Source organism: Alteripontixanthobacter muriae (assembly GCF_013336795.1).
Lineage (GTDB): Bacteria > Pseudomonadota > Alphaproteobacteria > Sphingomonadales > Sphingomonadaceae > Pseudopontixanthobacter > Pseudopontixanthobacter muriae.
In genome coordinates, this window is sequence record NZ_JAAFZT010000035.1 from 441,261 (window position 1) to 464,668 (window position 23,408).

Sequence of the window (23,408 nt, forward strand, 5' to 3'; positions counted from 1 at the left end):
AGGGCTGCTGCACCGATCAGCGCAAGCCGATCGGTTCCAACCTGAGCAAACACGTTCACAGCTATCGCTGCGCCAAGCAACACGATGATCGATGCACGCGGAAGGGTGATGCGGCTGGCTACAAAGCCAAAGACGGGCCCGGCGAATGAGCCTGCCAGCATGGCTATGATCAGCATGTCGGCCCCAATTTGCGCTTCGTATCCGAAATCGACAACCAGCTTGGGCATCCACTTCAGAATGAAATAGTAGCAAGTCATGTGCCCGACATAGGCCAGGGTCAGAAGAATTGTGACGCGCGCCAGCGGTCCGCGGAAGAGAGCAGCGAGGGAAGCCGAACCGCCGCTGGCGCCTCCGGCGTCCGTATCCTCGGCAGAGGGGAGGCCGAACTTTGCAAGGATCTTGTTAGCCCTCCCAAGTCCTTCTCCTACCGACTGCCGGCCGGCCCAAATCGGCGATTCCGGTATAAGGGCAAAGGCGAGGGGCAAGGCTATGATCGTCACAATTGCGCCGAATAAGAAAACGTCGTGCCATTCGCCCACGACGAGCAGATGACGGGCGACTAACCCGCCCAGCACCGATCCGAGCGGATAACCAACAATCATCGTGGAGATGACCACCGGGCGCCAGCGATCATTGGCATATTCGCTGACGATCGCGGTGAGCGATGCGAGCATCCCGCCAATGCCAAGGCCGGTGAGAATACGAGCGGTCGATAGCTGCAAGACATCTTGCGAGAAGGTCGCGCCCAGCATGCCCGATGCCATCAAAATAAGACAGGTCAGAATACACGGCCTGCGCCCGAACCGGTCAGCCGCCATGCCGAAGGCGAGCGAACCGACCGCCATGCCAATCAGTTCCATCGAGAGCACCCATCCGAGCGCTGCCGGATCAAGTCCCCAGCTCTCAGCAATCCCTGGAGCAGCAAAGCTGATTGATGCCGCGTCATAGCCATCGAGTCCATTAAGGAAGATGGCGAGCGCGACAGCGATCCATTGCCGCCGGCCCATCGGGTTTTCCGCCAAGATACGCTGAGGGGTCATGCAGATGCCTTCTGATCGCCCGCGCACAGAGGGGTCAGCATGCCGCTGATCCACCTATCCCGGTCATGTTGATATTTGCCGGCAAGTGCGCTCCGGCGCAGCATGTCGAAACCGTGGATCGCGCCGCTGTAAAGGTGCAGTTCGCACGGAGTTCCTGCAGCGCAAAGGCGCTCGGCAAAGCGCAGGTTTTCAGCGGCAAAGAGATCGAGCGCTCCGGTCGCGATGAAGCTCGGCGGTAATCCGGCAAGATCCTCTGCAGTGGACGGTGAAAGCCAGCCATGTGCGCCCCGCTCGATGGCTCTGCCGCCGACTAGTGACGCCCAGCCAAAGGTGTTTTGCGTGCCCGTCCAGATAAACTCGCCGGCGGGTCCGTGGTCATAAGGGTCGAGAGCTCCGCCGGTGCGGTGATCGAGCATCGGATAGGTCAGGATTTGTCCCGCGATCGTTGGACCTCTGCAGTCCCGCAGTTTGAGGGCAAGGCCAGCTGCGAGCCCGCCGCCGGCGCTTTCGCCCATGAGGAAGATGGCGGAGGGCTCAATGCCGAGGGGCTCCGCATTAGCGAGCAGCCAATCGAGAGCCGCCTCACCATCCTCCAGTTGAGCCGGAAAGGGATGTTCTGGGGCGAGCCGGTAATCAAGGGAAAGAAGAACGACGCCATGATCCAGCGCGATTTGCGGCCCCGACACCCGCGCCATATCGGGTGAGCCCATCACCATGCCGCCGCCATGGAGGTGGAGAATAGCACCTCGTGTTTGCCCGCTGCGGGGCGGATCGAACAGAAGGGCGCTTAATATGCAGCCATCCTGCCGCTCCACCTCGACTTTGCTAGGCGGCAGACGCATGTCGAACAGCCGCGCATCGACCCGCGCACGCATCCGTGTCTGGGCGAGATTTTCAGGCGTCAGATCACCGGAGGGTAGGGCGTCAATAAGCGCCCGCATCTCCGGATCTACGAGGGCACGTGATCTAATTACGGCCTGCCTCTCCGTCACGCTCGCTGCCAGTCCATCTAAAACTTGAAACCGACCTGCAGCATGATCTCACGCCCGCGGCTAACCACGCCCCGCTGCTCGCCAATTGCACCTGGAACGCTGGCCCCGCCAGTTCTATCCGCTGCATAGAGCAGGTAATATTCGTTCGTGAGATTGCGGCCGACCAGCGCCGCACTCCAGCGCTCATCTTCTGGGCCGAAGGAAACGCTTGCATTGAAGCGGAAGAAGTCATCCTGCCGGCTGGGCGGCGCCAAAGTGTCTGCGGCAAAATAGCTACCGCTATAAAACGCATCGCCCGTCACCCCGACCTTGTAGACACCCGTGGGTATATCAAGCGCGAAGCCGGCATTCCCCGCCCAATCCGGCGAACGGGCAGGTGCGCGTCCTTCGTAATCCTGCTGCAGGGTAAGTGTTGTTGAATTGACGAAGGAGCAGTTTGGCGGCGGCACGGCCGTTGCACGGGTCGCTCCAACCGGAAAGGTGTAAGCATAGCACTGCCCGATGAAATCCTTGAACCGGTTGTGCGTATAAGCAATCGCAGCATGCAGAGAGAGAATGTTGCTGGCTTCATAGCGGCCGCTTAGCTCGGCGCCCCTCTGCTCAACCTCGCCGGCATTGTTGATAGTGTAGGCGATCCGCGCGGGATCGTAGGTGTTCACCTGCAGATCCTCGAAAGTGTAGGCAAATGCCGCAGCCGAGAACGACAAGCGCTCATCAAGAAGCGTTCCCTTTGCGCCGATTTCGAAGCCGGAGGCTTTTTCAGAACCGTAATCGACATCGCCGATCACTGTCGTTGTCTGGAGCGGATTGGTGAGGCCGAAACCCCCGGATTTGAAGCCTGTTTTATAGGCGATAAAGAATGTCCGGTCCGGGCTCGGCCGCCAGGTTAAAGAAGCTTCCGGTGAAATGTTCTCATCTTCGAAACTGCCCTTCAAGACGCCGATCTCGTCAGATCCCGGGAAATTCGTCGCAATCGTGTTGAATCCGAAAATGCCGTAAAGGTTCTGTTTGGTGTAGTCCTTTTCTTCACGCGTAAAGCGCGCGCCGCCAGCCAGCTCAAGCGTCGGCGTGATCTCGTAGATGCCTTGGGCAAAGGCCGAGAGCGTCTGGCCTTCTTGCTGGTTGAGATCTTCGTAAAGAGCAAAGCGGCCGCTCGCTGCCTGGTAGAAGGTATCGCGCACTTTCACGTCATTTGTATCGAACAGCGACGTGTCTTGATAGTAGCCGCCGACCATGAAATCGAAGGGGCCCTCGAAGTCGGAGACGAGGCGGACTTCCTGGCTGAAAGCACGGTTGCGCTGATCGTTGAAGAAGGCGAGCTGAGAGAAAGTTGTCTGGTCCAGGCCCGAAAGGAACTCGTATTTGATCCAATTATAACCCGTCGTGGAGGTGATGGTCAGTGTGTCCGAAAGCGAATACGCCAACTCCGCCGATGCCACGAAAGCGCGCAAGCGGCCGTAGGCCTGACCGTCCTCGCGATCACCGGCCAGCGTATTGAAAATGGCAAGCGGCAGATCGCCGATTGTGGTCCGGTTGTCGACCACGCACTCAGCGAAAGGGTCGGGGATTCCTACGACGCGCGGATTGGGGCCGGTGCATGGACCTATGTTCTGAGTGGCAACGCCTGGTCCGGCGTCTTCGGCTGTCGCTCCAAACGCCTTGAGGCGCACAGTAAGCCGGTCACCGAATTCCCCTTGGAGCGTGAGCCGGCCGAGGAACTCTTCTTCGCCCGGCCGCTGGTCGAGCGCTCCGGGCAGTTGTGCCGCGCCGGCAGGCGCACCTGTTGCTGGATTGTAGAAGGGGTTGGCAATTGGCTGCGCTGTGTTCCGCAGCCAGCCATCGAGGTTCCGGTAGCGAAAGGCGATGCGCCCACCGATTGAGTCGGAAAGGGGCCCTGAGACCGCCAGGTCAGTCACGATTTCATCGCCCACGAACTCGTAACCGGCACGGCCACTGATTTCGAGCGAGGAGGTCGGATCCTTGGTACGGACGGCGATTACGCCGGCGGGGCTGTTCTTGCCGAAGAACAGCGCTTGTGGACCCTTCAGGATTTCTACCTGGTCCACGTCGAAGAAGCCGAGCTGGGCGATGCGCCCGTCGCTCGTCTGAACGCCGTCGATCGCGACAGATACCGCCTGCTCAAAGCCTGCCTGATTGGCCGGCGAACTGATCCCGCGGATGGCAAGGGAGCCGCCCCCGTTCGACTTATATGCGCCGACTATGACCGTCGGGGTAAGTTCGGCGATTTTTACGAGGTCGGTCGCATTCGAACGGGCAATCTCCTCATCGGTTACGACCGATACTACCACCGGGACATCGTTCAGCGATTCCTCCCGTCCGCGCGCGGTAACGATGATGACATTCTCATCTTCGGCTTCAGCGGTGGTCGGGATCGGGGGCTGAACCGGGCCATAGGGTTCCACTTGGGCGAAAGCCGGGGTGCACCAACCAGCGATGCTCGCTGAAAGGAGCAGGACGGCTTTGCGACTTAGTTGAGCTCTCTGCGCCATCTTCTTCATGATCTCTCTCCCAGACCGTTGCCCGCTCGGCATTGCCTGCCTGTGATCGGGATAACTTAGATCAACATCAATGTGGAAATATTGTCAACAGCAGTGTTGAACACTTTTCGCAGACGAGCAGCGAGGCTGGTCGAAATGGCTGATCAAGAGAGTGTCGTTGGAGAAGCAGCGGAAATTCAATAGGGCGATTCGAGGCCCGCGAGCGCGATTTCTGAAAAGGTCTGGCCAATCTCGCGGGCTGTCGAGCCCTTGCCGGGCCGATGCCAGCGGTGCGTCCAGTTCACCATGCCCAGAATGCCGCGGGCGACTACATCGGCAGATCCGGCCTTGCGGAAGGTTCCGTCTTTTTGCCCTTCCTCGATGATGTCGATGAATGCCCGCTCGATGCCGCGATTGAGCTCCCGCATTCTGCTCGACCAAACGCTGCGGGCATCACTCACCTGGCGTAGATCTTCGCGGATATAGATATATAAAAGCGGATAATTTTCATCATAGGATATCATCATCGCGGTGATCAGGTCACGCAGCTTGCGGCGCGGGCTGATTGCGCTAACGGCGATTTCCCGCGCAAGATCATGATTGCGTTCCAAAACGGCGCCGACGATTTCGTCGAACAGATCCTCCTTGGAAGAGAAGTAGTAATATAGGGTGGCGCGGTCGATCTCGAGTTCCTGCGCCACCTTGCTCAAACTGGCGTTGGCGAAGCCTTGACGATTAAACACTGCGATGGCGGCATCGCGAATTTCTTGGCGTCGCGCTTGGTAAGATGCGCGCGACACCTTGTTGGCCGCCGATCTGCGCCGGCCAAGCACCGAAGGCTGCTTCGTCATGGTGCGTTTTTCTTTCTGGGTAATTGCACAGGCCGCTGAAAGCGCAGCGGGCAAGGCGATGAAGCAAAGGCGATGTCAGCCCCGCGGCGCACCGGCGACAAACAACACTTGGCCGGTGATAAAGGATGATCGGCGATCCGCAAAGAAGGATACCGCTTGTGCAATATCCTCCGGCTTGCCAACCCTGCCGACGCAGGTTTCCCGCTTCATCTGTTCAACGAGGCTTTCGAACGTCATGCCACTTCGATCCGCCACCGCGCGTGTCATCTCCGTCACCACGAACCCGGGAGCAACAACGTTGGCAGTGATCCCGTGTCTCCCCCCTTCCAGCGCGAGCGTCTTGGTGAGACCAATCACACCGGCCTTCGCCGCTGAATAATTTGCCTCGCCGAAGGTGCCGAGCGCAGCAGTGCTCGATAGACTGACGATCCGGCCCCCGCCATTCTTCGCCATGTGCGGAATGCAGGCTCGGCTGGTCAGAAAAACCGATTTCAAATTAACGTCGATCACGGCGGTCCAGTCCTCAAGAGTCATCTTGGTGACGGTGCGATCCCGGAGAATGCCGGCATTGTTGATTAGCACGAAGGGGGGAGCGAGGGTTTCGCTCACCTGGTGAATGGCGCGCTCGACCGCATCTTCATCGGAGACGTCGGCGGCTACGGCCAAGGCGCGGGCGCCGTGCGCCTCGACGGCTGCGCAGCTCTCCCGGCACGCTTCTTCTGAAAGGTCGAGCATAGCCACGTCATGACCATCTTCTGCCAGTCTCGCCGCGATTGCAGCGCCGATGCCCCGGCCGCCGCCGGTGACGATTGCTACTGGCCGGGTCATATTATCTCCAAACGTTCCTGCGCCATTCTGGTTAGCGCAAATTTCTGCGGCCGGCCCGAAGCAGTTAAGGGAAGTTCATCGCTCTGCACAAAGAAGACGTGGCGGGGGACCTTGAAGCGGGCGAGCTTCTCGCGGGCATAATCGATGATTGCCTCCTCTCCGATCTGTGATCCCGGCGAGCGGATGATGAAAGCGGCGCCGACCTCACCCATTCGCTCATCGGGCAAGGGTGCGACAATGGCCTGCTCCACGCCGGCAAGCTGCGCCAGGACATCCTCAACCTCGCTTGGCAAAACCTGCTCACCGCCGCACCGGTAGGATTCCTTTGTCCGGCCAAGAAGGGTGATGTATTTGTCAGCGTCGATCAATCCGAGATCACCCGTGTGCAACCAGCCATCGGGTGTGAAGGCTTCGGCAGTCTCGATCGGTTTGTTGTAATAGCCCCGCGTTACGCCGAGCCCTCGCGCCTGCAACTCGCCCATCGCACCGGGCGGCAGGGGCTCACCTGTGGCGGTGTCCACGACTCTGTAGTCCACGAGAAGGCCTTCAAGAGCAGGATCTGCAGCCGGGCCAACTTCGCGCAGCCGACCATTTGTGGTCAAGAGCCTCTCCTCAGGATCCTGCGGCCGTGTCACCGTGGTCGAAGCGGTTGTTTCGGTCATGCCATAGCCGGTAGTGATCTCGTTCACCCCAAGGATCTTGCGCAGCTGAGCCCAAAGATGCGGGGGCGCTTTGCCGCCTGAGGCAAGGGCGGCATGCAATGAGGTAAGGTCGTAATCGGCGCTTTGTGCTGCCTCGATGAGCGCTAGCGACATGGCCGGAATAAGCAAAGCGTCACTGACTTGGTAGTGCTCGATCCTACGCAGCATGTCCTGCGCATCGAAGCGGAGCCGCGGGACCATCGCTCCGCCAACGAAGGGCACCGACAGCAATCCCTCGACATAGCCAAATACGTGAAAAAGCGGGAGCGCAAAGATGATGCGCCGGCCGTCTTCAAACGCGCGGGCGTAGGCACTGCCAAAGGCGCAGCGCATGAGCATGTCATGGGTGAGCTGTACGCCTTTTGGCGGACCGGTGGTTCCGGAAGTGAACAGGATATCGCAAACCGCATCCGGCGAAACCTGCGGCATGGCCGCGTCAACGTCGCTGCAAAGACTGGAGAAGCTCGGCGCAGTCGTCTCGCGCGATCCCTCCCCGGTTTCGAAGACGATGATCTGGCGCAGCAGAGGTAAGATTTCGCCTCCGGCCTCTTCGGCCCATGCCGGGCTAATTGCATCGAGAATAGCCAGATGATCGACACCGCGAAAACTGTCCATAGTCACAAGCAGCACGCTGTCTGATTGACCGAGGACATATTTCAGCTCGTCCGCCTTGAGCATGATGTTGACGGGAACTGCAATCGCTCCGATCCTCGATAGCGCGTATTTGAGCGCGGCATATTCCGGATAGTTTGCCAGCACGAGCGCGATCTTGTCGCCACTTTGTATGCCCAGCTTCATCAGACCAGCAGCGATGCTTCGCGAGTGCGCAGCGATGTCGCGGTAGGATAGGTTCTTTTCATCAGTGATCACGAGCGGGCGATCAGGAAATTCCTGCGCCGCCTCATCTAGCACTTCGTGCAAGGTCTTGGGCACCCAATCGGCATAGCGTTCTGCCAGGGCATGTTGCCGCTGTTCCACGTCCCGCGCGTGTTGGCTGACCATGACCCTCTCCACACCAATTGGGTTGCTCAAAATGAAGTCCAAGGATGCTTGCCAACGTTCCGGCAGTCAATACACATGTGGAAAACCAAGAGCCCAAGCGAATACGGGCTGTTTATGCGACCGCGGAGCGGAAGCGAACTCTCCTCTCGTCCTCTAGTCAACAGCTGTGTTGACAAGGCAGGTTCTTTGTGGAGAAGAAGAGGCATGACCGACACGGAAGAACATGTTCGCCTAGATGCGCTCGTCGTTGGAGCGGGATTTGCCGGCCTTCGCGCCTTGTGGAGTTTGCGCGGTCTGGGCTTTGCTACGCGGGTTATCGAGGCATCGGACCAGATCGGCGGGGTGTGGAACTTCAACCGCTATCCCGGTGCTCGCTGCGACGTGGAGAGTTTCGATTATTCCTATCGCTTCTCGCCCGAACTCGAGCAGGATTGGCGCTGGTCAGAACGTTACGCGACCCAGCCCGAGATCCTGCGCTACATCAATCACGTGGCTGACCGCTTCGACCTGCGGCAGCATGTCGACTTGTCCACGCGCATGGACGAGGCGCGGTATGATGAGGACGCAGGAGAGTGGGTGGTCACCAGTGAAGCTGGCACATCCTACCGCGCGACCTATTTGATTCTTGCCGTTGGCCAGCTTTCCCGTCCGAAGGACACCACCTATCCCGGCCAGGAAGAATTTAACGGGAGGGTCATCTACAGTGCCAATTGGCCGCGCGAGGGCGTCGACCTTTCGGGCAAGCGCGTGGCGATCATTGGGACTGGATCCTCCGGCGTGCAGATGACGCCGGTCGTCGCCCGTGAAGCTGATCATCTGACCGTCTTTCAGCGAACAGCAAACTACTCGATCCCCGCCGCGAATGCTCCGGTCAGCGATGAGGAGGATGCAGCAGTGAAGGCGAATTATCGTCAGCGCCGCGAAGACGCTCGCCGCTCTCCCAGCGGCCTCGGCTTCATTCCGAACGGCGCATCGGCCCTCGAGGTCAGCGAAGAAGAGCGTGAGCGGGAATATGAGAAGGCTTGGAACCGGCTCGGCTTCGGTTTCGCTCTCACTTACAAAGACATTCTTCTAGATCTTGACTCGAACAAGACCGCATCAGATTTTATCCGCAAGAAGATTGCTGGCAGGGTGACAGATCCACTACTGCGCGAGAAACTGACGCCGGAGGGTTTTCCTTTCGGCACAAGGCGTCCTTCTGTCGACGACGGCTTCTACGAAGCTTTCAACCGAAGCAATGTCTCCCTAGTTGACCTTAAAGAGACGCCGATCCAGGAGTTTACGCAGGCGGGTATCCGAACCAGCGCGGCTGATCTGCCGTTCGACGTAGTGATCTACGCGACCGGCTTTGATGCTTTCACCGGCTCCCTCCTTGCACCGAATATCTTCGGGCGAGGCGGCCTGGCGCTCGCGAAGAAGTGGGAGGCCGGTCCGGTCAGCAATCTGGGTATTGGCGTCAACGGCTTTCCCAACATGTTCATCATCGGGGGCCCGGGAAGCCCTTCACTCCTGAGCAACGTATTGCTGTCGACTGAGGAGCAACTCGATTGGCTGGCAAGTTTCCTGGAGAAAGCTGGAAAGGACGACGTCCAGGAAATCGAAGCCGAAGCGCAGGCGGAACAGGACTGGGTGGAGCACGTCAATGAACGAGCGGCAGAGACGCTTTATCTCATGACGCCCTCTTATTACATCGGAGCGGAAATGCCCGGCAAGCCGCGTGTTTTCATGCCCTATTCGGGAGGGGTGCGGTACTATCGGCGGATCTTGGAAAACGTGGCCAAGGACGGCTATAGCGGCTTCACTCTGCGCAAGGAGCCCGCGCTGCAAGCTTAAAGCATTGAGCCTTAGTGTCGAGCAGCCGGGACGATACCTACTCATCTACTTTTGCAGGATTACCGATGCTCCGTTAGCACCGAGCCCTAGCACGGCCGACATGGCGATCTGCGCATTCTCTACCTGATGCCCCTCAGCCTCTCCCCGCAACTGCCACGCCAATTCGCAAATCTGAAGCAGCGCTTGCGCAGTTGTTGCCTCCCCAAAGGAAAGAAAGCCGCCGCTCGGATTGATCGGCAGTGCGCCGTCAATGCCGAACTCGCCGCATACGAGCATATGGTCTGCTTCACCGGCTTCTACGAAGCCAAGCATCTCGGGCCAGTGCAGCACTTGCCATACGGAATTGTCGGCGATCTCGAGAAGATCGATATCCTTGTGCTCGATACCGGCCATTCTCATGGCCCGGTCGACCGAATTGACGACTTCACTCGTGTGCGAAACCCCGGCGCGAGGGTTAGCTGAAACGGCGGGAATGCGCACGGCTGGATCGCCGAACGAACCGGTAGCGGCGGCACATCCTGCCACGCGTAGGGCACGTTCTCCTAATCTGCGAGCGAAATGTTCCGACCCGAGTACGACGGCGGCCGCCCCGTCACTCACCGCGCAAATCTCTAGAAGGTGCAGCGGGTCGGCTACTTCTGGTGATGCGAGCACTTCCTCGACTGTGCACGGTTTGCGGTATCGCGCCCGCTTGTTGCCGACAGCATTCGCATGCATCAGGACAGAAGCCTTTGCAAAGGTTTCGGCCGATGTTCCGTGGTCGTGCTGCCGGCGGCGTGCCTCCATAGCCCAATAAGCGGGATTGGTTGCGCCAAGCGCTTTCCATCGAACGTAATCACCATCATTGACCGCGTCCATTCCACCTGGGGGTCGAGCGATGAAGCCTTTCGGCATGCGCTCGGCTCCGGCTGCGATAACGCAATCGTATTGCCCGCTTGCGACGAGCGCATGGGCGGTGGTGAACGCGATTCCGCCGGCGGCGCAGGCACCGCCCACATTGATGCAGGCGATGCCCGCTTCTGAAGTGTTCTGGAGAATCTCGTTGCCGTGAAGGCCCCAGCCCATGCCGCCCTCAAAACGGGAGCTCGCCGCGACCAGGCCCTCCACATCTCGCCAGGTTAGGTCTGCATCATTCAAAGCTTCAGCGATCGCTGTGCGGGCGAGGCTGACCTGATCAATTTCGGGAAACTTACCCCAGGAATGCGCGCCGGCACCCAGTACGTAAACCTGCCGCATCAGCTGGTTCCCTCCTGACGAAAAACGTAGCCGCTAATGGTGCCGTCGCCACCCTTGGCCATAACGTCTCGGCCGAGCTCGACCGGCAAGCCGATGCGCAGCTCCTCGCGGGGGATATCGAGCCGCGCGAGCACTCGAAGTCCGGGCTGCAATTCCACGGTCCCAATCGCATAGGGTTTCCACTGCTCGAGCGCGAACAGCGGCGGCGGCTGGTAATTTTGCCAGCTATAGCTGTACAGCGAGCCTGTTGTCGGCAGTTCACACCGCCGCAGTTCACCATCCGTACAGTCGGGATCAGAGCATCCCACCGCTTCGGGAAAATAGTCGCTTCCGCATCCCGTGCAGTGGGAGCCAAGAAGAGCAATGTCATCATTGTCGTCGGCGAAGAGCCCCTCGATCACTGGTATATCGGTCATAGCGACATGATGTCCCTTAGTTCACGAAAGTAGAGCGTACCGCCGGCAACGTCGGTCACCTCGATCTCGTGGCGCACGTAACGACGGCCGCGCTTTTCATATTTGTCTATCGCCCGCGTGCGGATTTCGACCGTGGTGCCGACCGGGATGGGGGCAATGATCTCGGATTCATGAAAGGTGTGTATAGAACCGATGGAGAAGGGCTTCGTGTGGTCGAACTGCACTGCGAGCACAAAATGGGAGACGAGGAGCGGCGGCACAATGGCACTGCCGAAAGGCGAACTGCCTTCCGCGCGCCAGCCATTCATAGTCCATCCTTCGTACCAAGAATTGAAGTCCTCCACCCCATCGGCATAGAGCACCACGAGTTCCGGCGTGAGCGTGAGTTCGCGGGCCAACTCGTCACCGATTTCCACTGCATCCCAGTAGGGCGTCGAACCCTCTTCCAATCCGCCGATGAAAGCCCGGGTTTGCGCGATCTGTATGTCGCTCATCGGCTTGAGGGCGTCGGTGGCTACTTCCTCGGCCATCACGCAGCTCCTTTTCCGCGCGGGACGGCAACGTCGAGCGTGCCGACCGTCTTCTTCTCACCCGCTTCATTCTGGGCCCAGAGGTCCACTGTAAAGCGAACTTCGTCAGCGTTTTCCTGTTTCGCGGTGATGATGCCGTGCGTCGAGATGACCTCGTTTGCGAGAGTAGCCGCGACATACTTGCAGCTGAACCTGGCGCCAGTGAAGAAGTGCTCGCCGAAATGATTGACGCACATTTCTGCAAGATAAGCAGACGACATTTCTCCGGTTTGGATGGGCGCCTTCAAACCAGTCTTCGCCGCGTAGACGGGATCCCAATGATTGGGGTTGAAACGGCCCCAGAGCCTGGAGCCCATGAGCTGCACTGCCGCCTTTTTCTTCAAGCTCTGGAGTTCGTAACCCACTGGCGTGTCGGCAGTCACCCAGTCGCCGGACCTGGTGCCCCGCGGGTAAGATCGGCTGGTTTCCATTCCAATGGTTCCTCGCAAGTGAGCGCAACTTGTGACTAGCCTAAGGCGTCAATTTCTCAGAATCAACACAAACGTGGAAAAAAGGGCAGAGAGCTTAGCGCTGTTTTGGGCTTTAGACGCAGTATGGTCGTTCACGCGACTATCCGGCATCAACGAATGTGTAGAATGCCCTGTTGCGGTGTAGGAGCGCTCTCGTGTGCGAGCTGCTCAGGTGGCAATTCACAAAAGGCCTTTTCAGCAATGCTCAGCCCTGTCGCTCGGCAGCTTAGAAAACCGAGCGAGCCGAACGGCCGACGGCTCGCCCCCTTTCAAGGCTAGTGCTACTCCTTTATCGCGCGCGCAGCATTGAGCGGTTCAGTTCCTGGGCGCTCTTCACGCCCATCAGCCGCATTCCCCGTTCGATCTCGCCCTGCAAAATGGAGACGGCTCGCTCCACGCCCGCTTCGCCGGCAGCGGCGAGTGCATAGAGGTAGAGGCGGCCTCCACTTGCCGCCTTGGCGCCCATGGCCAAGGCCTTCAGGACATGCGTACCTCTGCGCACGCCGCCATCGCAAATCACCTCGATGCGTTCTCCGACGGCATCGACGATTTCCTCAAGCTGGTCGAAGGGTGCGCGGCTGCCATCGAGTTGGCGGCCCCCGTGATTCGAGACCATGATAGCATCGCAGCCGATATCGGCTGCGCGGCGTGCATCAGCGGCAGACATGACGCCCTTGAGGCAAAAGGTGCCGCTCCAGTCGCCGCGAAGCCGTTCGACTTCTGCCCAGTCCATGTTGGGGTCCAGCATGGTATCGAAATAGTCCTGAATGGAAATCGCGCTGCGGCTGCCTTCAGCTACATGGTTTTCCAGGTTTGGAAGGCTGAAGCGCTCGCGAAACAGGAAGTTCAATCCCCACTTCGGCCGGGTGGCGTAGGACATGAAGCTTGAGGGCGTGAATTCTGGCGGGGTTTTGAAGCGGGTGCGCTTGCACCGCTCGCGATTGCCGGAAACGATCGTATCCACCGTCAATGCCACTGCATCGAATTTTGCAGCGCGCGCGCGTTCGAGTAGCGCCGAATTAAGTCCCCGGTCGCGGTGAAAGTAATATTGCAGCATCTTGGGGCCAGCGTAATTGGCCCCGATCTCCTCGATGCTCACGCTCGAAAGGCTGGAGATGCCGAACCAGAGGTTGTGCCGTTCGGCCACCTTTGCGACGGCGCGTTCTCCCTGCCAGTGGAACAGGCGCTGTAGCGCAGTTGGGCTGAGGATCAGGGGCAGGGCGGTCTTGCGCCCCATGATCTCGATTGAGGTGTCGATCTCTTCCACCCCGGCGAGCACATTAGGCACAAGATCCACGTCAGCGAAGGCTGCGGTGTTGCGCGCTTTCGTCAACTCGTCATCGGCGGCCCCGTCGATGTAGTGAAAGACCGGAAACGGCAATTTGCGCCAGGCAAGCTCGCGGAAATCTTCCACATTGTGGCAATCTTCAGGCGAGCGGATCGCGTGCGGGACAGGATAGGTGCGGGCCATTGTCGAGACTTCCGTTGCGTACCAAAGCCGTCACCGCGATGTTCCCTGCGGTGTTTCTGCTCTATGGGGTTGTACTACGCCAGTCCTGTGATTTGTTGAAAGGCTTCGCCTGCAATTTCGAACTGCAGCAGCAAAAAGGGACTGGGAGATCGGTTCTGGCTGAAGGGCGGCGAATGGTTGTTCGATCTGCGGCTGCCTAGATTGCAGCTCTCATCTCGCGCCAGCGAAGCGGTTCTAGTAAGGGACTGCAACCGAGCTACACCGGAACGAACGAGTTTCACCGGGCCATTGCTCCCGCAGCGAGGCAACTCGCTGAAATTGTCGATAAGGAACTGCACGATGCGAATTCTGATCACGGGGGCTGCTGGATTCATCGGCGCGGCACTGGCGGCGCGGTTGCTCGCGCGGGGTGACAGCGTGATCGGGATAGACGATCTCAACGACTATTATGCCGTTTCGCTGAAACGCGATCGCTTGGCCCAGGTCTCAGAAGCAGGCGGGAAGGAATTCGCCTTCACCTTTTGCGATTTCGCGGATGAGAAGGCGCTAAATGCAGCGCTGAGCGACGTCAGCTTCGACACCATTGTCCATCTCGGTGCACAGGCTGGCGTCAGGTTTTCCATCGATAATCCACAGGCCTATGCACAGTCGAACCTCATTGGTCACCTCAACATGCTCGAGCTGGCCCGTCACCGCGGTACCCGGCACATGGTCTATGCCAGCTCCTCTTCTGTCTACGGCGGCAACAGTTCGACGCCTTTTTCGGTAGCGGACAGGGTCGATCACCCCCTCTCTCTCTACGCCGCGACAAAAAAGGCTGACGAGTTGATGAGCGAAACCTATGCCCATCTCTACCGTCTGCCGCTCACCGGACTGCGGTTCTTTACCGTCTACGGCCCTTGGAGCCGTCCTGACATGATGACATGGAAATTCACCCGAGCGATTCTCGTGGGCGAGCCGATCCCCATTTACAATAACGGCGATATGTACCGCGACTTCACGCAAATCGACGATATCGTGAGCGGTATCGTGGCATGCCTCGACAACCCGCCTGCGGATGACGAGACCACCAAGCCGGGCGGGAGCACGAAGCCGCATGCCATCTACAACATCGGCAACAACCGCAGCGAACATCTTATGCGGGTGGTGGAATTGCTGGAGCAGGCGTGCGGCCGCGAGGCAGAGAAGGAGTTCCTGCCGATGCAGCCGGGTGACGTGTACAAAACCTTTGCCGATATAGACGCGATCAGCGATGACCTTGGATACCGGCCCACCACCTCAATAGAGCAGGGCATACCCGATTTCGTGCGCTGGTACCGTGATTACCACGGGGTGTGACCGACAAGAGTTCAATCGAGAAATTGGCGGGATTTAGCTCAGCCCATCTAAGAAGGCGCCGCGTGAGGAGAGCCGGGAGAAAGAGGCTTGGCGATTTCTTGCGCAGCCTTCGGCCGCCCTTTTTGTTTGTGCAGGCTAAGTTTGCGCTTCCGAAAGCCAGCAGTATTCAAGGCTAGGATGGACCGAAACAAAGCGCAGCGCTCCTCGTCAGCGAAAAGGACCTTGCTTGCAGGGGAACAACGAAGAAGGCGCGCCTTTGCAAGCCAGCGCAAGTACCTGCGCCCAAGCACGTTTCGTTCCGCTTCCACTTATCGCAACTGTAGAGAAGCCAGGGGAGCAGGTGCGGTACCTCTCTATCGCGGCCACCCGGGCTATGGCGCTCACATGGAGGATGGTAATTGAATTGCGTGCGGCCCCTAAAGGGCGTCGCTGATCGATTTACTAACCGGCAGGTCCGACGTGAACGGAAGAAGCAGTCCAAGCGCCGGACCAGCGGTTGCGCTCACACCGCTTGCCGTCACTGATGTATGTTAAAGGGTTGTCAGGCTGTCCAGAATGGCAGTGTCGAAAGCTGTGAACAACCCGTGCTGATCTAGCAAGGCCGACACCTACGCTAAGCCAATTAGGTACAACGACTCTCCATAAACGCTCGATCGCCCAAGCGTCTGCGATTGCGGGGAGCCACATTGGAGCAGTATCGCTCAGCCAAATAGGCGCCGAAACCAGCTCCGCTCCTTCTTATCGACGGCAGTCTGTCCCGATTGTTCAATCAGATAGTTGCCGAGCAAAAAGGCCTGCTGCTTACTTAATCGAACGCGGAAAACGTCCGGGTTGCGCTGCTCCATTGCTTCGCGAGATGGCATGCTCTCAACCCTGAGCATGAGACGCTCGCCATCGCTGTGATGCCCCCATCCGACCAATGCGCCATGGCTTTCCATGTAACCTCCCTAACAATGGGAGCTTTGTGCGACCTACGGTCGATATGAGCAAGCGCTGTGCACTTGACGGCCTAAAACGAGCCATTCTCGAACACAGCGATGAACATGCTTTTGCCAGTCGAGCGACTGGTTATCCAGTTCGCCCGCAAACCCTCTAGCGTCGCTTTAGTCTAGATTTACGAAGGTCACGAGACGCGGTGAGTACACCTTGCTGGAATTCTCATCTGTGCCGAACCAGCAATGGAGGACCAGATGGCCCAGCTCATGGGCAGCATCGAAGCGTTCGCGGGCACCGCTGGTCTTGTCAGAATCCAAGAAGACGAAGGGTCGGAAACCACTCCAAAACGAGAAGGCCTCAACCTTCTCGCCGACCATCTCCAGTCGACACACAGTTACGCCTTTCGTCTCGAGCAGGCGGACGTTCGATACGACAAATAGCTTGAAAACGTTCTACCGATATCCGCGATCTACTTTGTTCGCCCTTATGCGCAGGCGGCCACAGATCAGCCCACTTCGTCTCACGTACACCTCGTCCTGCCGCGGCCATTGCATCAGAATACTCGGCGTTAACTAAAACCGCAGAAAGCCGATGCCTGTTTGCAGGAGTCAGATTGATGGTAATCAAGGCGCATATGGGAGAGTTACCGCCGCATACTGGCAGGGCTCGTGAACCGCGCCGCAGAATAACGCTGGAGGGATCGGGAACTTTATCTTCTGGCGCGCCCATGGTTGTGACGATCCACAACATTTCAGAAACTGGAATGTTGATCGAATGTCAGCACGCTTTGGTGGTCGGCGAAACATTGGCGATCGATCTTCCTGGTGCGGAAACGACAAGTGCCAAAGTCGTCTGGTTGAGCGGTCATCTACAGGGATGCCAATTCGTAAATCCTATATCTAAGGCGGTCTTGAGCGCTGCTCAGTTGCGCAGTGCCGTGGGACAAGAAGTGGATACATCCGCTAGCAGAGATGCGCGATCAGCCGAGCCATTTGGTGTTCGGTTGCAGCGTCTACGCAAAGAATCAGGTCTTACGCTTGAGCAAGTCGCAGCAGAGTTGGGTGTGAGTAAGCCGACAGTCTGGGCTTGGGAGCAAGGACGGACTCGTCCAATTCGAGAAAGAATGGATCTGCTCGCACAGGTGCTAGGAACATCGAGCTCCGCGTTGCTGTCCGGCCAGATTAACGATCCCTTGGGAGAGGTGCTCGAAAGAAGCAGACGGCAAATTGCCGATGCCTACGGGACCGGGCTGAACAATGTCAGAATCATGATTGAACTTTAGGGGGGATGAAGCCTCCGACATCCGTCGCGCGAAATGTTCAGTCGCGCATGTAGAACCTGTCATGCGCGCGCCCGCATTTCATCCATACAGTGTCCAAGGCCGCCGGGGGAGCTAGCCCCCGATTAGGCAGTGATCTCTATACAGTTCGACCCTTTGATTCTCGCCCGGAATAAGGCCAGCTCCAGAGCTTTCATCGTGCTATCAAGACTCTGTTCGATTGGAGTGATGCCCACACTTGCGGTTATTGATAGGCGCGCAGGACTGATGGATTTGCTTAGTCCAGCGAGGGTGCTGATAATCTCTTTACATATAGACCGCATCCGGTCCTGCCCACCTTCCGGCAGCAAAATACTGAAGCGCTGGGCGCCAATTCGCGAAACAATGCTGTCACTATCCGACAGGGTCCTCAGGAGGCTTGCGAAAGCCTCTAGGAATTGGTCACCTGCAGAAAGACCGTAGCGCATATTGATGGCCTTAAAATACCTGATATCGAATACTGCTAGCCAGCCGTCGGATTGTTGGTCCAAAAGATGCTGCAGCATTGAGATAAATGCCCTGCGATTTGTGAGGCCCGTAAGCGAGTCTGTAAGTTCGGCCGCGAAGAGGCTTTCCCTAAGGGATCTGGCTTCCTCGATATTGCGCATCACGCTGAGCACGCCGTATACCTCACCGTGATCATCGGTGAGGCTGCGCATCCGGATCGCGTGCCATTGCTCGCTACCATCTTCCGTAACTAAAGGGGCTTCAACCCAGGGCCGCGTGGGCTGGCCATCGATCGCGGCGCGGTGGGCCGCGTCTATCGCCGGTTTAAAGCGATCTCTGACCAGGTCGAGAATGTGCGGGCAGACCAGCATGTCGGACTGCGATACTCCCAACATGTCCATCGCCAGGGATGCGTGCTGGATGAAACCGTGGCGATCGGTTTTTAAGATAATGTCTGTCGTATCTTCAGATATAAGTTTGTAGAGGTTTGAAATTTCTATCCCGGTGAGTTCAAGACTCATATAAGACCCCCCAATAATAATCATGCCCATTCTTAGTTAGTGTTCATCTAACTTGCATTTAATGAGTATTCATCGTCTAAAGCCTTTGATCAAAAATGCACTTTGTTATACTAGTTATACAACTCCCCTAATTTCATTCGTCTTTGTGATTCGTTAACTATACTTACAAGATCGCAACGCGAAATACATAATAAAATGTCATGGGAGGGCCAGTTGGCGATAATCAGTGGTGCCACTGTCGTGTTGGCAGGAACGGTGCTCCTCAAAGCACCGACTCTGAATTGTAACGCACGCTGGTCTGCCTTGGTCTCTTGGCCGGCACGTCTTCCTCGCTGCGGGTTCGGTCTCTTGGCCATTGCCGACATACGCTTCGTGAAAGTTACTCTGAGTCTCGGCCGATTGGGGTGCATCATGCCAGTTTCGGGCCACTGCTTATGTGGAGCGGTATAGATGCAATCGTAGTGTGGATCACGACATGCAAAAAGCGCTACAACGCAAAGCGGCCAGCAATCAGCAGGCCATGTTCGCTTGTATTTCAATCGGAAATGCACCGGATGGAGACTTTCGCAAGCTCAACCCCAAGCTTGGCAGTTTGCGCCTGATGTCTTCTATGGGGAAACATTAGCGAGAGCGCTATGTCCGACACTAGGGCGCAAAGCAGATAAGTACCTGCTCGAGTAGCGCTGCATCTCGTGCTTATCCAGTGTGGAGCAAGCCTTCTGCCGCAAATTCGCGTCCGAGTCTAAGGCCCACCGGATCGACGCTATGCCCCAATCCGCGGGAGATGTGTGTTTTCACCTCGACCCCAAGCCGTTTGAGTTGGCTCTCGGCGTCGCGCAAGGCGGCGACAGGAACGACAGGATCCGCTGTGCCGTGGACCAGCAGCACAGGTGGCTTCGAAAACTCCGAATGCGCCAACTCAGGGGTACCGGTTAGCATCCCCGAATAGCCGACTACAGCGGCCACTGAGCGGGCGCGCCTCAATCCAACGTGGAGCGCCATCATGGTGCCCTGGCTGAAGCCTACCAGTGCTAGGTTCGCTTCAGAAAGTCCGTACTGCGCTAGCTTTCGGTCTATAAAGGCGTTGATCGCCGGTGCAGCCGAAGCCGCGCCAGCAGCCAGCGCTTGCGGATCGAAGTCTGACAAACCCCACCATTGGTACCCACTAGCCATCATTCCACAGCGCTGCGGTGCATGAGGTGCCAAAAATAGAGTGTCTGGCAAGACCTCCTGCCAATGCGGTGCAAGAGAGATCATATCAGTGCCGCTGGAACCGTAGCCATGCAGCAGGAGGACAATTTGTTTGGGTGCTGCACCAGATCGGGGCTGAAGACTGGCACCATTAACAATCTTGGACAAAGAATTCTCCATCGGCCTATCTGCACGTCTGATGGACGTGGAGCTAATCGGCTCTTTCCGCTATGTTACCCGGATGTCGTTTGCAAAGGTCGATCACTGGATTGGTAAAACGCTCTTCGTACCGCCAATCATCAAGCTGTGTCAGCTTACCCGCCAGAGCCAGTTCGCAGTAGCGCGCCTGTTTTGGTTTATCGCAGCGTTGGACGGGCTCTACCGGGCCGAAACGGTTTTCGCCATGGTTCTCTGGGGCGGATTCAGCTTGGTGATGATGGTGACCGCTGCCACCCGAGCTGATCGTCCAACTGCAAGCTTTATGTTCCTGCGCTTGCTGGCGCTTCTCCTACTCGGACTTGATCTGGCTAAGGGTGCTGCAACCGGCGAGTTGGCAGGAATTGAATTCTGGATTTTTGTACTAGTGGCCGAGTACGCGGCGACTATCCGTACGATCCCGCCGAAGAAGACGGCTAAGCTGGCGGATAAAACGGCTACCGCGAAATAGGCCGCTCAAATGTACGTGCGACCCGCCGAAGAGTGTCCGCCACACTGCTACCGCAGGCGCTTTGTTACCCCAGCGTTACCCCGCAGGGCATAGGGACGCCATGCGCCTCCGTCGGGGCGGCAAGATACTCTAATTCATGAAGAGAATGGAGCGGGCGGCGATCCAAACGCTCTACCCCAACATTGGCACCAATCGCGGCGAACACCTGATGCGCGCGGTGGAGTTGTTGGAAGAGGCTGGCGACCGCGAGGCAGGGAAGGAGTTTCTGCCGATGCAGCCGGGTGAAATATACAAGACCTGCGCCGATAACGATGCGATCAGCGCTGACCTTGGAAATCGGCCCGCCACCTCAATCGAGCATGGCATACCCGAGTCAGTGCGCCGGCACCGCGATGACCAAAAGGTTTGACAAGCAACAGATCGATCGAGAAATTTGCGCATTTGTCGGCAAAACCGGCTCGCTTATCGAACTGGCCGGGGCGGCGTTGCGCCGCACCGCTTGCATCCGCAGACCGCTATGAAAACAGCACTGACTATAAGGGACTGGGCTCCGGCTCCCTTGTTGCCTTGGCCTAGCTGCGCGTCTCGATCTGAACCGGCATCGCTGTGAATCCATGAAGGAAGGGCCTGGGGAGGCGCGTGGGCGCACCATGTGGGATTACGCGCCAGTTCCGCTCAACCAATTCCTCGATCAGTGTAGGAAGCTGGATCTCAGCAAGGCGAGCACCCACGCAGCGGTGGATACCATGGCCAAAGCCCAAGTGCCGACGAGCATTGGCACGGCCGACATCAAATTTCTCGGCGTCGGGGAAGACGCTCTCATCCCGGTTGGCCGAGATATACCACATGACGATCTTCTCGCCTTCGGCGATCCGCTGCCCAGCTAGCTCGGTGTCGCAGGTGGCTGTGCGCCGCATATGCGTCACCGGCGATTGCCAGCGAACGATTTCCTGCGCTGCGTTGGCAATCAGCGATTTGTCACCATGGAGGCGGTCGAGCTAGTCGGGATCAAGGTCGAGCGCCTCAACCAGACCGCTCATCGAATTTCGCGTTGTGTCGTTGCCGCCGACGATCAGCAAGGCGATGTTGGCGATCCGCTCAATCGGATTCAAGTTCCCCATAGCTTCAGAATGCACCATGCGGCTCAGCAGATCACCCGTTGGCGGCAAAGCGCGGCGCGCCTCGAGCTCGCGGTCGAACCGCGCCAGCATCTGCTGCATCTGAACCATGAACTCGGCACGGTATTCCTCGTTCAGATTGTCAGCCGAAACCCCGCTCGCCTAATCGGACCAGCGCTTGATGTCGCGCCATTCGTCAAAAGGCATGTCGAAGAGGATGCACAGCATGCCAAGCGTCTGCGGGATCGATACGCGCTCGAGCCAATCGAATGGCTCACCGATGGGGAGCGCGTCGAGCAATTCGGCACATCGCTCGCGGACTTGTTTTTCTTGCGTCCCCATCTGGCTCGGCGCGAAGGCCGGAGCGATGACCTTGCGCTGGACCGTATGGATTGGCGGATCCTGCGCGATGAAGTTGGGGAAGCGTATGAATCTGCGATCGTGATGTTTCCGCGCTCCCAGGACGAGGACCAGGTCGCAGGATCAAGCTCGATCTGCGCGATAAGATCGTAGGTCACTGCCGACCAATAGGCGCCGAACGGGCTTTCGGCGCGCCAACTCAGTGGCGCTTCTTGGCGTAGCTGCGCGAATGGCTCGCGCCAGCTGTTTTCCACGTAAAGCGCGTTCGCGCTGAGATCGACCGGGGTCTCTGGTCTCCTCTCCTGGACGGTGTTCGCCATGGCCTGCTCTCCCCCTAAATTCTTCAGCATTGCACGAGGCTTCACGCGCGTCATCAACGGCCTTGCGCTGGATTATACGTTCTTAGGCTCCTCGACCGAACTGGCCGGTCTCGCTACAGTCTGACCATCCGCATGCCGGTCTCGCCATAGCGCTCTCCTTGCGCTGCCCCGTGCGGTACGGCCGCCGAGATCTGCTCGACATCTTCGGCGGAAAGTTCGAGTTCTGCGGCTCCCGCGGAATCCTCCATCGTGGCCACACGTTTGACGCCTGGGATGGGGACGATCTGGTCTCCTTGAGCCAAGAGCCAGGCGAGCGCTACCTGTGCAAGGCTGGCATCGTTGCGCGATGCCACAGTGCGGATGACTTCCACAATCTGGAGGTTGGCTTCAAAGTTCTCCTCGGACCAGCGCGGGTCGTTGAGGCGCCAATCGTCGGTTGGCAGATCCCCTCGGCTGCTTATTTCTCCCGTAAGGAAGCCGCGGCCAAGAGGGCTGTAGGGCACAAAGCCAATACCAAGATCCTTGCAGAGCGGCAGGATCTCTTCCTCTACGCCGCGCTCCCAAATCGAGTATTCGCTTTGCAAAGCCGCAATAGGGTGAACTGCATGTGCCCGGCGGATCGTCTCAGGACCGGCTTCGGAGAGACCGAGGTGTCGGACTTTCCCCTCCTGAACCAGTTCCGCCATTGCGCCGACAACTTCTTCAATGGGCACCTTAGGATCAACGCGGTGTTGATAGAAGAGATCGATGCAGTCGATTTTCAGGCGGCGTAGCGAGTCTTCACAAGCGCGTCTGATATTTTCCGGATTGCTATCGACGCCGCTCACCTTATTTCCATCGAAACGAAAGCCGAACTTGGTCGCAATTACCAGTCCCTCACGGCGGCCTGTAATTGCCTGGCCGACTAGTTCCTCGTTCTGAAACGGCCCGTAGATTTCAGCGGTGTCGAAAAAGGTAACGCCAAGATCAATGGCGCGATGAATAGTCTCGACGCCTGTCTTTGTGGTGGCATGCATTCCATAGGTGATGTTCCCGCCATGAACCATCGGCATGCATCCGATGCCGATTGCCGAAACTTCGAGGCCGCCGCCGAGGGTCCGATACTTCATCTAGAGCGCTCCTTCACCGTATGTCGATCTCATCTTATACCACATTGTCTCTTCCGCCGACCCCAAGGAGATATAGCTGCGACACAGTTGGTTGGGCCAGGTTCGATGGCTATTGAGGCAATCAGAACGACTAGAGAGTAGGATTCCGATTGAGCCGATGGCTGGAAGCTACATCG

General features: G+C 58.0%; 26 protein-coding genes. 7 read left to right on the forward strand and 19 right to left on the reverse strand.

The features are described from left to right. The 6 genes from G7A66_RS12075 to G7A66_RS12100 form a co-directional block, all read right to left on the reverse strand. On the reverse strand, positions 1–1,040 hold a 1,040-nt coding region (locus G7A66_RS12075; protein ID WP_174295877.1), incomplete at its 3' end, for an MFS transporter. Further along, entirely contained in the window at positions 1,037–1,981 is a 945-nt protein-coding gene (locus G7A66_RS12080; protein ID WP_174295878.1) for an alpha/beta hydrolase, read from the reverse strand. The genes G7A66_RS12075 and G7A66_RS12080, both read right to left, overlap by 4 nt. 68 nt (positions 1,982–2,049) lie before the next feature. Further along, positions 2,050–4,551, reverse strand: coding sequence for a TonB-dependent receptor (locus G7A66_RS12085; RefSeq protein ID WP_206675181.1), 2,502 nt, complete (start codon positions 4,549–4,551; stop codon positions 2,050–2,052). 176 nt (positions 4,552–4,727) lie between these two features. After that, positions 4,728–5,435: a TetR/AcrR family transcriptional regulator gene (locus G7A66_RS12090; protein WP_206675182.1), complete on the reverse strand. Its 708-nt coding sequence runs from the start codon at positions 5,433–5,435 to the stop codon at positions 4,728–4,730. A gap of 21 nt (positions 5,436–5,456) precedes the next feature. Further along, positions 5,457–6,209, reverse strand: a complete 753-nt coding sequence (gene fabG, locus G7A66_RS12095) for a 3-oxoacyl-ACP reductase FabG (protein ID WP_174295879.1) — start codon at positions 6,207–6,209, stop codon at positions 5,457–5,459. Beyond that, entirely contained in the window at positions 6,206–7,912 is a 1,707-nt protein-coding gene (locus G7A66_RS12100; RefSeq protein ID WP_174295880.1) for an AMP-binding protein, read from the reverse strand. Before G7A66_RS12100 ends, fabG begins: the two co-directional genes overlap by 4 nt. On the opposite strand from G7A66_RS12100, the gene G7A66_RS12105 reads away from it, so the two are divergent. Then, positions 7,871–9,745: a flavin-containing monooxygenase gene (locus G7A66_RS12105; RefSeq protein WP_232366837.1), complete on the forward strand. Its 1,875-nt coding sequence runs from the start codon at positions 7,871–7,873 to the stop codon at positions 9,743–9,745. The two genes, G7A66_RS12100 and G7A66_RS12105, sit on opposite strands and share 42 nt — an antisense overlap. 45 nt (positions 9,746–9,790) lie before the next feature. Here the strand turns inward: G7A66_RS12105 and G7A66_RS12110 are convergent, their stop codons facing one another. The 5 genes from G7A66_RS12110 to G7A66_RS12130 form a co-directional block, all read right to left on the reverse strand. Continuing rightward, a complete protein-coding gene (locus G7A66_RS12110; RefSeq protein ID WP_174295881.1) occupies positions 9,791–10,981 on the reverse strand; it encodes a lipid-transfer protein in 1,191 nt (396 codons plus the stop codon). Then, complete coding sequence (locus tag G7A66_RS12115; RefSeq protein ID WP_174295882.1) at positions 10,981–11,397, reverse strand: Zn-ribbon domain-containing OB-fold protein; 417 nt, start codon at positions 11,395–11,397, stop codon at positions 10,981–10,983. The genes G7A66_RS12110 and G7A66_RS12115 overlap by 1 nt, the downstream gene beginning before the upstream one ends. Then, the gene (locus G7A66_RS12120) at positions 11,394–11,927 is read right to left on the reverse strand and encodes a MaoC family dehydratase (protein ID WP_174295883.1); all 534 of its coding nucleotides are present in this window, start codon (positions 11,925–11,927) and stop codon (positions 11,394–11,396) included. Before G7A66_RS12120 ends, G7A66_RS12115 begins: the two co-directional genes overlap by 4 nt. Further along, entirely contained in the window at positions 11,927–12,397 is a 471-nt protein-coding gene (locus G7A66_RS12125) for a MaoC/PaaZ C-terminal domain-containing protein (protein ID WP_174295884.1), read from the reverse strand. The genes G7A66_RS12120 and G7A66_RS12125 overlap by 1 nt, the downstream gene beginning before the upstream one ends. Positions 12,398–12,725: 328 nt before the next feature. Beyond that, complete coding sequence (locus tag G7A66_RS12130; protein ID WP_174295885.1) at positions 12,726–13,907, reverse strand: alpha-hydroxy acid oxidase; 1,182 nt, start codon at positions 13,905–13,907, stop codon at positions 12,726–12,728. Between the two features lie 339 nt (positions 13,908–14,246). Between G7A66_RS12130 and G7A66_RS12135 the strand changes: the two genes are divergently transcribed. After that, on the forward strand, positions 14,247–15,245 hold the full coding sequence (locus G7A66_RS12135) for an SDR family NAD(P)-dependent oxidoreductase (RefSeq protein WP_174295886.1): 999 nt from the start codon (positions 14,247–14,249) through the stop codon (positions 15,243–15,245). A gap of 177 nt (positions 15,246–15,422) precedes the next feature. Beyond that, positions 15,423–15,647 carry an excalibur calcium-binding domain-containing protein gene (locus G7A66_RS14515; RefSeq protein ID WP_332310551.1) on the forward strand — a complete coding sequence of 75 codons (225 nt, stop codon included), beginning with the start codon at positions 15,423–15,425 and terminating at the stop codon, positions 15,645–15,647. Positions 15,648–15,946: 299 nt separating this feature from the next. On the opposite strand, the gene G7A66_RS12140 is transcribed toward G7A66_RS14515, so the two are convergent. After that, a complete protein-coding gene (locus G7A66_RS12140) occupies positions 15,947–16,183 on the reverse strand; it encodes a hypothetical protein (protein ID WP_174295887.1) in 237 nt (78 codons plus the stop codon). 165 nt (positions 16,184–16,348) lie between these two features. Further along, positions 16,349–16,558: an ImmA/IrrE family metallo-endopeptidase gene (locus G7A66_RS12145; protein ID WP_174295888.1), complete on the reverse strand. Its 210-nt coding sequence runs from the start codon at positions 16,556–16,558 to the stop codon at positions 16,349–16,351. A gap of 257 nt (positions 16,559–16,815) precedes the next feature. On the opposite strand from G7A66_RS12145, the gene G7A66_RS12150 reads away from it, so the two are divergent. Then, a complete protein-coding gene (locus G7A66_RS12150; RefSeq protein ID WP_232366874.1) occupies positions 16,816–17,463 on the forward strand; it encodes a helix-turn-helix domain-containing protein in 648 nt (215 codons plus the stop codon). 122 nt (positions 17,464–17,585) lie between these two features. Here G7A66_RS12150 and G7A66_RS12155 read toward each other — a convergent pair whose 3' ends face one another. Further along, on the reverse strand, positions 17,586–18,497 hold the full coding sequence (locus G7A66_RS12155; protein ID WP_174295890.1) for a GGDEF domain-containing protein: 912 nt from the start codon (positions 18,495–18,497) through the stop codon (positions 17,586–17,588). A 445-nt stretch (positions 18,498–18,942) separates the two neighbouring features. Here G7A66_RS12155 and G7A66_RS12160 point away from each other — a divergent pair, with 445 nt between their 5' ends. Beyond that, positions 18,943–19,092 (forward strand): hypothetical protein, encoded by a 150-nt coding sequence (locus tag G7A66_RS12160; protein WP_174295891.1) that lies wholly within the window; start codon positions 18,943–18,945, stop codon positions 19,090–19,092. A 71-nt stretch (positions 19,093–19,163) separates the two neighbouring features. Here G7A66_RS12160 and G7A66_RS12165 read toward each other — a convergent pair whose 3' ends face one another. Then, positions 19,164–19,826, reverse strand: coding sequence for an alpha/beta hydrolase (locus tag G7A66_RS12165; protein WP_232366838.1), 663 nt, complete (start codon positions 19,824–19,826; stop codon positions 19,164–19,166). Between G7A66_RS12165 and G7A66_RS12170 the strand changes: the two genes are divergently transcribed. Then, on the forward strand, positions 19,819–20,325 hold the full coding sequence (locus G7A66_RS12170) for a hypothetical protein (protein ID WP_232366839.1): 507 nt from the start codon (positions 19,819–19,821) through the stop codon (positions 20,323–20,325). The two genes, G7A66_RS12165 and G7A66_RS12170, sit on opposite strands and share 8 nt — an antisense overlap. A 136-nt stretch (positions 20,326–20,461) precedes the next feature. Further along, positions 20,462–20,734: a Rossmann-fold NAD(P)-binding domain-containing protein gene (locus G7A66_RS12175; RefSeq protein ID WP_174295893.1), complete on the forward strand. Its 273-nt coding sequence runs from the start codon at positions 20,462–20,464 to the stop codon at positions 20,732–20,734. Positions 20,735–20,897: 163 nt separating this feature from the next. Here G7A66_RS12175 and G7A66_RS14520 read toward each other — a convergent pair whose 3' ends face one another. From G7A66_RS14520 to G7A66_RS12185, 4 genes are all read right to left on the reverse strand, one after another. Then, entirely contained in the window at positions 20,898–21,242 is a 345-nt protein-coding gene (locus G7A66_RS14520; protein ID WP_332310552.1) for a cytochrome P450, read from the reverse strand. An 81-nt stretch (positions 21,243–21,323) separates the two neighbouring features. Then, positions 21,324–21,545 carry a hypothetical protein gene (locus tag G7A66_RS14525; protein ID WP_332310553.1) on the reverse strand — a complete coding sequence of 74 codons (222 nt, stop codon included), beginning with the start codon at positions 21,543–21,545 and terminating at the stop codon, positions 21,324–21,326. A gap of 60 nt (positions 21,546–21,605) precedes the next feature. Further along, entirely contained in the window at positions 21,606–21,785 is a 180-nt protein-coding gene (locus tag G7A66_RS14530; protein ID WP_332310554.1) for a hypothetical protein, read from the reverse strand. A 451-nt stretch (positions 21,786–22,236) separates the two neighbouring features. Next, positions 22,237–23,232 carry an aldo/keto reductase gene (locus G7A66_RS12185; RefSeq protein WP_174295894.1) on the reverse strand — a complete coding sequence of 332 codons (996 nt, stop codon included), beginning with the start codon at positions 23,230–23,232 and terminating at the stop codon, positions 22,237–22,239. Positions 23,233–23,408 lie beyond the last annotated feature (176 nt).